This is a genomic window from Paenibacillus sp. 01T47, assembly GCF_056398245.1.
In genome coordinates this window covers 742,608-756,525 of sequence record NZ_JBFTPA010000001.1, presented here as the reverse complement: position 1 = coordinate 756,525, position 13,918 = coordinate 742,608, and the positions used below count along the sequence as shown (strand labels likewise).

Genomic DNA, 13,918 nt, shown 5'->3' with positions numbered 1-13,918 from the left:
CTTCGATAATGGTCAGGTCGTCTCTCCTTACGGACATAGGTTCCTCTATTTGGCGAAATATCCGTATATTGAAGTTTTAACGGACATAGGATCCTTTATTTGCTGGAATTAGGGCGAATTGAGCTCATTTTAAGTGTAATAACGTATCCTATGTCCGTTAGTAGGCTAAACTTGCGTTTTAAGCCAAAATAGCGGAACTAATGTCCGTTAAGCTCGATAAGAAATACTAGTTCCCTTTTACACCCGCCTCATACGCACACTCACCTCATAGGCTTTTGCCGCATACGCTACAGTAGGATAAATGCCTAATTTGCGATGTAAAGGAGTCTGAGTACTCTCATGGAATATACTTATGCTAATAATGTGAATTCTCGTCCAGCTAGCAAGGGCTGCGGTTGTGGTGGACCTCGAATGATCACGCCAACGCCTCAGCAAGGTGGTTTTGGGCCGGGCGGACCCGGCGGCTTTGGGCCGGGGGGACCCGGCAGTTTTGGCCCAGGTGGTCCCGGCGGTTTTGGCCCAGGGGGACCCGGCGGTTTTGGCCCAGGGGGACCCGGCGGTTTTGGCCCAGGGGGACCCGGCGGTTTTGGGCCGGGCGGTCCCGGCGGCTTTGGCCCAGGGGGACCCGGCGGCTTTGGCCCAGGGGGACCCGGCGGCTTTGGCCCAGGGGGACCCGGCGGCTTTGGCCCAGGGGGACCCGGCGGCTTTGGGCCAGGGGGACCCGGCGGCTTTGGGCCAGGGGGACCCGGCGGCTTTGGGCCAGGGGGACCCGGCGGCTTTGGCCCAGGGGGACCCGGCGGCTTTGGGCCAGGAGGACCCGGCGGCTTTGGGCCGGGGGGCTTCTGGATCGGTGGGCCATGGCTGTTCCCGCCTGCGGGACCACAGGCGACCGTTACGGTTCTCATAAACGGTGGAAGAGCGTTTCCTAGCATAACTGAGGCGTATCGCATTCCTTTCCGACCGGGTTTGAGCATCTATCAGGCTCTAGCGGAAACGGGGGTTGTCAGCCTCAGCTTTAATGGTCAAATTAATTCCGTTAGTGGAGTCCCTATTGGCGGCAATACCAGCTATCAACTTGTACTGAACGGACGCGTAATTCCAGCATCGCTGCTCAGCTTCCCGCTTCAGCGCAATGACTCTGTAGCACTTGAACTCTTTTTAAGCCCAGTTTTGCGCGAGGATGAAATCGAAAATACAAGCATAAAAAACTAATTAAGACTGATGATCGATCGATATACTCCTCATTAAAGACGTCCCACAGCTATACAAAAAAGCTAGAAAAAGCGGTCTCCCCTGACCGACTTTTTCTAGCTTTTTAAACAGCATTCTTTTACTTAATAGCCTTACCTTTGCCACTGAGCAGCTTTAATTGATCGTTCTCGTAGCCGACCTCATAGGTCACTTGGTATTTGCTTAACACATATTTGCCTTCGACCCGCTCATCTACTGAAATAACAGCGATAACGGTAGCTTTGTCTTCTCTGCTCTCCGTCACATGCATATTTTCGATGACCACATTCAGCGTCCCCAAGTAACCTGCCCTGAACTTCTCGTAGCTCGTCCCTTCCTTCCAATTGCCGCCTAGCAATGAATAAGCATACACATAATCGGCATTGTTCAGACTGTCATAAAAATGAGTAACGAGATAATCAGCATATTCCTCAATCTTCGCTTCATCTTCCATCTTCAGTTCCTTATCCGAAAGCTCCAGATCGGGCAGCTTAGTCATCGGTTTAGTAGACCAGCCTTCTGCGATATCGATTACGTTCGCAATGGGGATACTAAAGCCAATTGAACCTTGCTCATAACCAGCAGAATTAATGCCAAGCACCGATCCCGTTTTCTGATCAACGAGCGGTCCACCGCTATTACCAGGAGCAATTGGCGCAGAAATTTGATAGAGATCCGAGTACAAATAGGAATCAATTTTAAACGTTCTTCCTAGTCCGCTGACAATACCGGTAGTAACCGTATTTTGAAATCCGAGCGGACTGCCAACAGCAAGCACTTCGTCCCCGACTTCCGCTCTTTCTTTACGCTCTACCTGCAGCGGCTCCGTTCCAGCCAGTTCCTTCACACGAACAACCGCAATATCCGTTTCCGTGCTAATGCCAATGACTTTTCCGTCCAGCTCGCGCGCATCCGCCGTTTTAATTTTCACAGTATGGGAGCCAGCGACGACATGCGCATTCGTAATGAGATCCCCTTGCTTATTATAAAGGAAGCCTGAGCCTTGATCCCCGTTTTCATTTTCAATCATGACGACCAGCTTCTGCGTTTCAAAAATAATATCCTTAAGAGACTTCTGCTTCGTCTCATCAGCTACCGCAAGCAACGGCTTTCCCGTCAGCCTGTTTGGCACCTCTGAATGAATGGCTAACGCAGCAGCCAATCCTCCACACACAATGAGAGTAGAAGCGATGACGCTAATCCAAGCTCGTTTTCTCATCACATCTTCCCCTTAATCCAAATACCAAGTCGCGTGATCAACGACGACGGTTGTATTCTCTACATAAACCCCATATACCGTACTATTAAAGGTGATTTTCTGGCCTGGATCAACATAATCCGGCGTCGCCTCTGCCTTGCCCTTGCCAACCTCTTTGCCGTCAGCATCGTAGACGATAAATTGAACACTAATCGAATAAATAGGCCGTGTAGCGGCATTTTTCAGCTCACCTACAATATTTAAATCTCCGAACTCATCGAGCGTCGATTCAATTTTAACTACCTCGACGGCTGCCGTCTGATTTTTTAGATCCTCTGCTGCAGCCTGCTGCATCGCTTGCTCTAATCTTCGCTGTTCCCTTTTCTCGTAATCTGCCTGTGCATCAGTTATCTTTTTGGCCAGTGTCATAATCCGCTCATTATCCTTGGCAAAAAGCAGCGCTCGGTCCGTCAGTGCCAACGCGTCCGAATAGTTTTTTTTCTTAAGCAATGCTTCGGCATCCTTATAGCTTATATCGACGATTTTGGCGACAATTTGCTCTTTTACAGCTAGCGCCTCTTCACCGTCTAATTGATTCGCAATGTTGAGCCTTGACTCAAGCTCATCCACTGTATTCAGACCTGCCAGTTCTTCCGTCAGCCTCATGACACCAAGTTTAACGTTATAGCCGTCAAGCTGATGCTTAATCTTTATATAGATTGGCTCTTTATGACCCTTTAATTCACCGCTAATCCGTTCCAGTGTCTGTTCTGCCTCTTCAAGCTTACTCTCCTCCAGCTGCTTCCCTGCAGCTGTAATTGACTGTGCCAGCTCTGCGACAAGGGCAACGATCTCCGCATCCTTCTGCAGAGCGCCAAAGCCTGGACGCGCATCCGAGGCTTCCTGCAGCAGTTTCTGCGCTTTGTCATATTTCCCTGCTAGCGCCTCCGCCTTCGCCTCAACATGAAGCTTGATGACTCTATCATTTATTTCGGATTGATATATATAGTAACTAAATACGGAACCAGCGGTAACAAGCGCTAAAATTATAGGCATCAGCCATGCCAAAATAGAGCTCTTAGCTCTACGTCTCCGCGTTTTTTTAGGCTTGCCCGGCTGCTGGCTTGTTGCGTCTATCTCTACAGAAGCAGCCCGCTCCGATAACAGCATAGATCGCTCAGTACTTAGAGCCGCTGCAGCTTCTTCTCCATCAGCAAGCAATCTGCCGCACTGGCTGCAATAAATGGCATCATCCGTCTGTTTTTTTTCACAATGATGGCAATACACTTCCGTTCATCCCCCAGCCCACGTTTCTCTCTAAACATATCTATCTATTCTATATCAAAAAGTAAATGATCTCCATTTTTTTATAGTGGGAAATGGAGCCATATTTAAAAAAAGCAGCCTATCATGGTCACAATACACTGTGAACAGATAGGCTGCTTCTATTAATGCTCTTTATTTCACGCTATCATTGATGCTTTCGATCCATTTTTCGCTGCCATCTTCATTGCGCTCAGCTTTGTGTGAGATCGTTGCTTCCTGTACATCGCCAAAGCCCCAGTGGCTTTGCGGCATATCAGGGAACAATGGAGCCAGCCCCTGAAGCGGACCGCGATAAAGCATACGATTAATCATCGTAACTGCTTCAACACGAGTAATTTCTTTTTTCGGCTTAAAGCTTCCGTCTGGATAACCGGTTAAAAACTTGCCGTTAAACAAAGCTTCGATCGTGTCTGCTGCCCAGTAGCCTGAAGTATCCTTGAAGTGAGCTGTCGCAGGCGCGCTCACTTCAAGCTTGAGGAACCTTGCCATAACCGCTGCAAGCTCTCCTCTTGTAACTGCCGCATCTGGACGGAAAGAGCCGTCTTCGTATCCGCTGAAGTAGCCGTTTACCGTAACGCTTTGGATGTAGTTCGTCGCCCAGTGACCTTTGCGAATATCGTTAAATGAAAGCGGCTCTTCCACTTTCTCGTTTCCAGATAGTCTTGCAACAATGGCTGCAAGCTCCGCACGAGTCAATGAGCCTTCTGACTTGAATTCCTTATCCGGGTATCCAAGAATATAACGAGTATGAGTAAGTTCCCCGAAGCGATCTGAGAATACATTTACTTTTACTGATGATTGGACAGTGGCATTATTTCCGATAAATTCACCCGAAATATCAAATGCCGTATCTGCTGCTTTCATAAGCGGCCATTCGATGACCATTTTGAAGCTGCCGTTCTGTCCGCCTTGTACATTTGTTACTCTCCATACAATGGTGTTGTCTGTTACGATTCCGCCAGCTGCATCCACAACAACTGCGCCCGCTGGAATCTTGACCTTGATTTCTCCTGCCGCCATTGGACTGCTGGAGTTGTTTTTATAATCCACCGTTAGAGTTGACGTTGTTCCTTCTTTTACTTTGTTCTTGTCGACTGAAAGAGTAAGCGCAGGATTGGCAGATGGAGCGCTTGCCTCAATAGGCGTCAGCTCTAGATCATGTTTGACAATCTCCCATTCAACGGAGAGAACTGGGCTTTTATAGTTATAGAACCCATTCTTCATTACGCTAAGATAATAGTCCGTTTCTGGATACACCATATAGGCATAGAATCCGTGTGCATCCGTCAGCTGTTCTGGACTCGCATTGTCATTTGGTGCAAAACCAACGAGAGCCGGCAAAACAACCTCCGTGTTAGGTGTAATCCCTTTGCCTTTATTTCTTGCTGTGTCCGCGTAATAAAGGACAACGGATGCACCTTCAATAACTGCTTTTGTAACCGAATTAGTAACCGTTCCATATGGATCGACAAGCGCCTCAGAAATATTCATTTCCCCTGAAGCCGTTACTTTGACCCCTGCATGGCTGAAAATAATTTCCTTGCCAGGTTCAACTTCATATCTAATTTCCAGCTCGTATTCTCCAATAGCAAGCCCATTCGCATTAAATACGCCTTGCGGGCTAAGTGCAAATGCTTTCGGAGCTCCACCTTCGGAAATGTAGCTGCCATCCGCTTGTTTCAAATAAATATTTGTTTTAGCAAGCAGATCACTGTTAAACAACGAGGACTTGCCATCTGGCTGCTTAAGCAGCACGATACCTGTTACCGTTTTCTCAGATTCAAAGTTTTCCTCGCCTGCTCCTGTTACTTCACCAACTTGAGCCGATTGCTTATAGGTTACAGGTGTAGGAACGCCGCCAACATCAACCGTTTGCGTCACTTCCAACTCATAAACGACATCGCCTTTCGGAACCACGACATAATAAGCTCCGCTAGCATCGGTAATAACCGTTTCATCAAAGTCTGTGCCTGGAGTGATAACGCCGTCGCCATCTAGATCAAGCGTTACGCGAACACTTGCGCCAGCGATTGGCGAATTCGTATCTCCCTTTGTAATAAACCCTTTAACTGCAGCAGGCAAGAAGGTAATGATGATCTCATCCTGCTCCTTCAAGCCACGCTCTTTGTTGTACACATTCGCTTGAATCGGAATCTGCTGCTCGTTGATGCCTGTAATTTGCTGTGATTTGTACATAACCTTCGCTAACCCTTGTTCGTCAGTGACCGCAGTGTTTCCACCAACAAACGTCCCTTTACCTGCAGGAGCTTCAAAAATAACTGTTACATCTTTAATTGGAGTGCCATCAGCATTTGTAAGCAATGCCGAAAGCTCGGTAGTTGATTTGCCATCGCCCAAAATTTTCTCTGGACTTGCGGTTAACGCCAGTACCGCTTTAACCACTTCAAAGCTGTTATCCGCTAATTTTGTCTCTGAAGGCAATAAGCCTCCTTCAACGTCTAGCGCCTTAAATGTAACTTCGTATTTGCTTGCTGCTGTTAATTCAGGAAGTAAATACGTTGTATTTTCCCACTTCTTATAGCCGTCTGCTACGAAGGTATCCTGATTGACAAGCGTAAGCGGTACGATAATACCGTTCACATTCGCCGTAACGCTCTTAGCAAGCAAGGAACTGACAGCACTCAGCTTAAGCTGTTCGCCTGGAATGATGTTTAATACCTTTGATTCGCCCTGCGCTTTGTCTCCGGCCCATCCATCGAGCGCTCTATGAATATTAATCGTCACCGTTGCAGGAGCTGAAACTTGATTATCTCCATCCGTTACAGTGTACGTAAAGCTATCCTGTCCAGATATAAAATCCGAACCCGGTTTATAGATCCATGTATCACCTGATACATTATAATCGGCAGGCTCTAGCGTACCTTTGCCTGGATTGCTCTCTAAACCGTAAACAAGCTTCGTAACTGTCTCGCGATCTGAACCTTTAAATACAATAATAATATCAGTTGTGCCTTCGGCAACATTTACAGTGATTGGTTCTGCAACCGGCTTGCCGTTGTAGCCAATAGTGATTGCAGCAGCCGCTTCTGCAAATTGTTTCCCATCGCTGCCCCTCCAACCAAATTCAACCGTGCTTCCTTCTGCTAATGAGGTTGAAGGCTGGAATTTAAGACTTTCCAAATCGCTTTTTGCAATGATTTCAGTACTGCCTGGCACCATATAGACAGACTCACCAACAGAAGGTGTGTACCAAAGCGTTCCGCTCTGATTAAAATTTGCTGGAACAATAATCGCAACTTCTTTCAGCAAATCGCCATCTGCATCTGTGTAACGAGGCGATTCCGTGAAATCCGTTGTTTTAAAAGCAATAATTTCACCAGAAAGTCCCGCTTTTATAATGTCGTCTACGACTGGCGGAGTGTTAATAGTAATCGTAACCTTCTTGTTTTCCTTCGCATATTGCTTGCCGTCCGAGCCGTTCCAGTCGAATGTTACTGAACCCGTCACGCCTGCAGCAGGCACAAAGGTTAAACCATCTAAGTCACTTGCTTTAATGACAAAGCCGGCAGTCGTAATGTCATAAACTGGGCCATTGCCTATTTGAAAAACAAGCTTGCCTTTTGCAGGATCTGGGAGCGATACGAGCTTTACTCTGCTTAAGCTCTCACTGTTGGAATCGCTGTACGAATCCGTAAAGTCCTTAATTGCAAAAGGCACCGTGCCACCTTTTAATATCTCCTTGTTAATCTGTTCTACCGTTGGAGCAGCATTCGCTTTAATAGTTACCGCAGCTGGCTGCTTCGCGTATTTCGATCCATTATAACCATTCCAATTAAATGCTGCCGTACCTGTGAATCCAGCATCAGCTGGAACAAAGGATAACGTATCCACTTCACCGATCGCAATTTCATCACCGGCTTCAACTGCCTTGCTGCCTAGGAACAAGGAGCCTTGTCCCACTGCTGGCAGAGTAACTATCTTCACACGCTGAAGTCCATTGAAATTAGCAGCACCGTTTGCTTTCGCATATTGGCTTCTAAACTCGTCAGCTGTAAAAGCAGTCGGCTCATATTGAAGACCGTCCTTCGCAATGTTGCTCACGACAGGGTCGTTCGTATAAGTAATGCTCACATTTGCTGGCGATAAAGAATACTGTTTGCCATCAAATCCATCCCAAGTGAAGGCAACTGTGCTTTCTTCCGCCAAATTTGCAGCTGGAACGAAACGCAGCGTATTTAATTCCGTTAAAGAAATTTCAGTATTAGAAGATACTACGAAGTCCACCCCTTCGGATGTATAACGCAGCTTTCCGCTATTGGAAAAGTTGGCTGGCAGGTTAATACGTACTTTCGTCAATAAATCGCCATCCGCATCGCTATATGCATTCGCATTAGTGAAATCGGTAGCTTTCATTTGAACCGTATTGCCAGCTATAGCTGCAAAAGAAATGTTACTAACAATTGGCGCCGTATTAATAGCAATGGTCACTTGCTTATTATCCTTCGCATACTGAACGCCGTCTGAGCCATTCCACTTAAAAGAAACTGTACCGCTGGCATTGCTCGCAGGAACAAAGCTCAGCTTGCCCAAATCAGCTGCACTGATTTCATCGCCCACGGCCACAGCTGCAGCAGAACCGCCGTTAGTGATCATCAGCTTACCGGCAGCTGGCGCAGGTAATGAAACGATTTTCACCTTGCTTAAGTTTTCCTTCGGCAAAGTTGCATCCGTATACTGGCTTGTGAAATCTGAAGCTGTAAATGTCAGTGTTTCACCTTGATTAATAGCCTTATTCATATCTGTTACAACAGGAGCGGCATTTGCAGTAATCGTTACCGTCCCATCGATAGCCGCGTACTTGCTTCCATCGTAGCCATTCCACTTAAATGAAGTCGTGCCCGTTAAACCTGCTGCATCTGGAACGAAGGTCAATTTAGCGACATCTGCCTTAGCAATTTCGTCATCTAATTTAACGTCCACTCCTGCAATCTGGAGATTGCCGCCGCTTGGAAGCGAAACGATTTTCACTTTTTCAAGCTTAGCTGCTTGCGCTTCACCTGTTACACGATAATATTTGCTGCTGAAGTCAGTTAGCGTAAAATTCGTTGGCTCGTATTGAGGTCCCGCTTTTGCAATATCTTTTACCGCGGGGTCAAACGTAGACATCGAATAAATATGCTGAGCTGTTCCAGGTTCATTCTTATCTGGCTGCTTGTCGAACAATATAATATTTACAGTATATTCTTTGCTTGGATCTGCTCCAGGAGCATTAAGTACAATGTTGTCCCATTTCTGCTCGGTTCCTTGCTTGGAGCCGCTAAAGTACTTCTGCGACAAATCCAAATTTTTCTCCCTAATCTCATTGCCGACTTTTGTTTTCTCAATGACGTTGACTTCCATATAAAAGTTTCCGTCTTTTTTAGGCAAGAAACCTGTATTTATCGTTACTTTGTCTTTCGTAACAGCAACAGCGGCTCCGGTAATTTCTCCGGTCTCTCTCACGCCGCCGTCAATGACAAGCTGACCCCAATCGATGGTCGTCACCCAGCCGCTGTTGAAATTAGAAGTATTCATGAAATAATGATGTACGGAAATGCCAACATATAAATCCTGATTGGCGACGATACTATTCCATTGATCAGGTTTAATTTCCAGAACGGTCGTATTCCACACATCATTTTTTCCGGATAAAGCGCCCAAGTTAAATGCTTGAGGGAATTCCTTCTTGTATGTAGCAGACCCAAAATTTGCTGGCCATGGGGTTGTAGGTGCACCTAATGCAATATCTGCAGGGTTAGATGAGAAATATACACGGTCCCACTCGCCTGTACCGCTTTTGTTTGATTCATCGTATTCGTCTACATCAAGAGCCCGTATAAGCATATAAGCGCTTTTTGTAGGTTTGGCTTTAATGTCTTTAATTTTAAATTCGATTGGATAAAGAGGCGTACCGTTCCCCGTGCTGCTGTCTACATCGCCGTCAGCTGCACTGTTCGCAGCTCCGCCGCCCCAGTTATCCGTACCGGTAAAATAAGTTGCTCCTGTATCAAGCGCTGCAGCACTTGCTGCGTATGGAACAGGGAAAAGCTGAACGAGCAGCACCGCAAATGCCATAAATGCGGTAAATAACCGTTTTCGCCACAGTCTGCTGTTCATTCGACCTCTGTTCCTAGAACCTCTTGGTTCCATAGACCTACCATCTTCCATCATTCCCGTACTCTCCTTTACTATTAAGATCGCTTTCAAAAGTTGTCTACTTTCTTATGCCTCTTTTTTATAAGTCCGACGACCTATAATAACATTCGTTTCTGTACAAATTCTGTACATTTTCGACAAGAATAGTGGAAAAAGCTAGAAATTAATAAAAAAAACGACTCCCTCGCATAATTAAATGCTGGAGTCGTTTTTTTGGTATATATATGAATAAATAATAGCTACCTAAGCTTGCTCTTCTTTTATAACCTTAAGGCGTTTCATTACATCATTTGCGCCGCGTCCGTAGTAGTCGTGCAGCAAATTATATTCCGCATACAGCTTCTCGTAAACTGCAACGTTTGCCGGAATCGGCTTGAACGTTTCTTCGCGTACACGAGCCATCTTCTGAGCCGCATCAACAATGCTGTCGAAACCGCCCTTTGCGGCACCAGCTGCTACTGCTCCAAACATCGCTGCACCAAGTGCAGGCGTTTGCTTGGATGCTGCGACCTTGATCTCGCGATTCGTTACATCCGCATAAATCTGCATGAGCAGCGCATTCTTCTGCGGCAGTCCGCCGCATGCGTACAATTCATTTACTTCAACCCCGTTGCTGTGGAACGCATCGACGATTTTGCGTGTGCCAAATGCCGTTGCTTCAAGAAGGGCGCGGTAAATTTCCCAAGGCTTCGTTAGCAAGGTGAGGCCTACAATGGTACCTGTCAAATCCGTATCTACAAGTACCGAACGGTTTCCGTTCCACCAGTCAAGCGCCAGAACGCCGGATTCGCCAACATTCAGCTCGCTGGCTTTGCGAGTCAAATAAACATGTACATTTTCGCCAGCCTGCTCTGCCTCTTGAAGTACGTAGGCTGGAACAGATTCCTCAACGAACCATTCAAAAATATCGCCAACCGCTGATTGTCCCGCTTCGTAGCCAAAGTAACCCGGAATGATACCGTCCTCAACGACGCCGCACATTCCTTCCACTTCCTTCTCTTCCGTTCCGAGCAGCATGTGGCAAATCGATGTTCCCATCGCCATAACCAGCTTGCCTGGCGTAACGACGCCAACACCTGGCACCGCCGCATGTGCATCCACATTGCCAACCGCGATCGCCGTGCCTGGCGCAAGTCCGATGCGTGCAGCCATATCAGGCAGCAATTCTCCAGCCTTCGAGCCAAGCGGTACAACTTCGCCGCGCAGCTTCGTTTCTGTCAGGTTTTCTAAACGAGGATCAAGCGCTTTGAAAAAATCCTTGCTTGGGTAGCCCTCTTGCTTATGCCACATGCCTTTGTAGCCGGCCGTACAGCTGTTGCGAACAATATTGCCGGTCAATTGGCCAATAACCCAGTCCGTCGCTTCAACAAATTTATCTGCAGTTTCATAAATGTCCGGCGCTTCATTCAAAATCTGCCAAGCTTTGGCCATCATCCACTCTGATGATATTTTGCCTCCATAACGCGGCACCCACTTCTCACCGCGCTGCGCTGCCATTTCGTTGATAAGGTTAGCCTCATCTTGTGCAGCGTGATGCTTCCACAGCTTCACCCAGCTATGCGGATTATCCTTGTAGGCATCCTGTACACATAGCGGATTCCCTTCTCCATCGATGGGAAGCATTGTACATGCTGTAAAATCGATGCCTAAACCGATGACATCAGCAGCATGGATACCCGACTCCTTCATTACAGCAGGAACGGACAATTCCAACACTTCAATATAGTCAAGCGGATGCTGAAGCGCCCAGTCATGCTCAAGCTTAATGCCAGATACCGGAAGCTTCTCATCAATAACGTGGTGAGTATACGGCGTGACATGCTCCGCTATCTCGGCACCGTTAGATAGATCCACAAGAACAGCTCGGCCCGATTGCGTGCCGTAGTCTACACCAATTGCGTATTTTTTGCTCATTATCCGAATCCTCCTTATTTTTGGCCGTAGTAGGCGTTCGCTCCATGCTTGCGTAAATAGTGTCGGTCTAATAAAGCTTGATCCATCGGCTGAACATTCGGGTTAAGCTGATACGTATGAAGAGCCATCTTCGCCACTTCCTCCAGCACAACCGCATTATGAACGGCGTTATGCGGGTCTTTGCCCCAGCAAAAAGGAGCGTGGCTGTTTACGAGCACCGAAGGCACTTGGTTTGGATCGATATGGTTTTTATTGAAGGTCTCAACGATGACATTGCCCGTTTCCAGCTCATATGCGCCGTTGATTTCCGCTTCTGTCATCGCGCGTGTGCAAGGCACCTCGCCATAGAAATAGTCGCCATGCGTCGTGCCAAGCGATGGAATAGAGCGCCCCGCCTGTGCCCAGCTTGTCGCCCAAGGCGAATGGGTGTGTACAATTCCGCCTATCGAAGGAAACGCTTTGTAGAGCAGCACATGAGTAGCCGTGTCCGAGGAAGGTCGAAGATTTCCTTCAATCACATTGCCTTCCAAATCTACGACAACCATCTGCTCTGCTTTTAACTCCTCGTAAGGAACGCCGCTCGGCTTAATAACCGCATATCCAGACTCCCTATCTACACCGCTGACGTTGCCCCAAGTAAATGTAACTAATCCGTACTTCGGAAGATCCATATTCGCTTCCCAAACCGCATGCTTCAATGCTTCTAACATGACCACTTATCGCTCCCTTCAAGCTCGCATTTCTATGCTGATCCGCATTCACTTATACGGACATCGCCATAGAATATCTTTACTTTATTATAAGTTGTACGTACAAGTGTGTCACGTCTTTTTTATTCATTCATTTAAAAAGCATTAACCGTTCAGCAACAGCTTAGCTATGCGGCGGTCTAGTTGAATCACGTATAACGAGCTGCGGATCATATATTTTATCCTGCGTTTGTCGCCGCTGGTGCTGCTTATCCAGCATACTAAGCAGCAATTCGACCGCATCCGTGCCCATTTCTGTTTTTGGATGCGCAACGGTTGTCAGCTTCACTTCGGTAGCCGTAGCCAGATTCGCATCATCAAAACCGACAATCGAAAGATCCTCAGGCACCGTTAAGCCAGCCTGCCTTACGATATCAAGCATTTTTACAGCCAGCTCATCGTTATAGCAAATAATAGCGGTCGGCCGTTGATCCGGCTCACGCTGCAGCATCGCAAACAAGGCCTGCATCGGCTTGTCCTGCTTCTCCTCCGTCGTATAGCGCAGCAAATAATCCGGCGGAACCGTGTGCCCTTGCTCCCGATGAGCCCGTAAAAAACCGCGCATCCGGTGTACGCCTTGAAAGTCATCCGTCTTAAAAAATCCAGCGATTCGCGTATGGCCGAGCTTAATTAAATGCTCTGCGGCACGATAGCCGCCAAGCTCGTCATCCACGCGCAAGCATGGCGCATCCACGTCGCTGTATCGTTCATTGAGCATAATGTATGGAATTTTGAGCGCATCGAGCGCCAAAAAATAATTAAAGTTCGGGTTGCCCTCCGCGCTCTTCGTCGGCTCAATAATGAGCCCGGTCAGCGGCTCGCGCAGCATCGACTCCAGGCTGTCCTTTTCTTTATCCTTTTCATTATCCGTGCTCGCCAGCAGAAGTCTTGCCCCTACAGCGCGCAAGCTCGATTCAACGCCTCTGACGATGGTCGGGAATATATAATCTGATATATGGGTCGTAATCATCCCAATCGTCATCCCTTGGGATGAGTTTTTCCGCTCCGGCGCAGACTGATCCGACACGAATGTCCCTTTCCCTTGTACGCGGTAGAGCCAGCCCTCCTGCTCCAAATCACCGAGCGCTTGGCGCACCGTTTGCCGGCTCATCTCGAATTGCTTGCCGATCTCATTCTCCGATGGCAGCTTTTCGTGCGGCTTAAACTGCGCTGTGACGATCCAGGATATAATTTCCTGCTTTAATTGCATATATTTGGGCGTTTGCTGTTCCTTCACTTCACACCTCAACTCCGTTAGTTGTATTCCTGTAGTATATCATACGCGAAACTTGTACGTACATGATCTCAAGCTCTAACCCTAAAACCGGCCAAGAGACAAAATAAA

7 protein-coding genes are annotated in these 13,918 nt (G+C 47.4%); 1 reads left to right on the top strand and 6 read right to left on the bottom strand.

What is annotated here, in order from left to right:
- Nucleotides 1-339: 339 nt before the first annotated feature.
- A complete protein-coding gene (locus AC1DOV_RS03165) occupies nt 340-1,212 on the top strand; it encodes a hypothetical protein (protein WP_477549150.1) in 873 nt (290 codons plus the stop codon).
- A gap of 118 nt (nt 1,213-1,330) precedes the next feature.
- Here AC1DOV_RS03165 and AC1DOV_RS03160 read toward each other — a convergent pair whose 3' ends face one another.
- From AC1DOV_RS03160 to AC1DOV_RS03135, 6 genes are all read right to left on the bottom strand, one after another.
- Nucleotides 1,331-2,449, bottom strand: coding sequence for a S1C family serine protease (locus AC1DOV_RS03160; RefSeq protein WP_076268858.1), 1,119 nt, complete (start codon nt 2,447-2,449; stop codon nt 1,331-1,333).
- A gap of 12 nt (nt 2,450-2,461) precedes the next feature.
- The gene (locus AC1DOV_RS03155; protein ID WP_477549149.1) at nt 2,462-3,715 is read right to left on the bottom strand and encodes an FxLYD domain-containing protein; all 1,254 of its coding nucleotides are present in this window, start codon (nt 3,713-3,715) and stop codon (nt 2,462-2,464) included.
- 171 nt (nt 3,716-3,886) lie between these two features.
- Nucleotides 3,887-9,871, bottom strand: a complete 5,985-nt coding sequence (locus AC1DOV_RS03150; protein WP_477549148.1) for an S-layer homology domain-containing protein — start codon at nt 9,869-9,871, stop codon at nt 3,887-3,889.
- Between the two features lie 282 nt (nt 9,872-10,153).
- Entirely contained in the window at nt 10,154-11,824 is a 1,671-nt protein-coding gene (locus AC1DOV_RS03145) for a ribulokinase (RefSeq protein ID WP_076268855.1), read from the bottom strand.
- A gap of 14 nt (nt 11,825-11,838) precedes the next feature.
- On the bottom strand, nt 11,839-12,534 hold the full coding sequence (araD, locus tag AC1DOV_RS03140) for an L-ribulose-5-phosphate 4-epimerase (protein ID WP_441907995.1): 696 nt from the start codon (nt 12,532-12,534) through the stop codon (nt 11,839-11,841).
- A gap of 163 nt (nt 12,535-12,697) precedes the next feature.
- On the bottom strand, nt 12,698-13,810 hold the full coding sequence (locus AC1DOV_RS03135; protein ID WP_477549147.1) for a substrate-binding domain-containing protein: 1,113 nt from the start codon (nt 13,808-13,810) through the stop codon (nt 12,698-12,700).
- Nucleotides 13,811-13,918 lie beyond the last annotated feature (108 nt).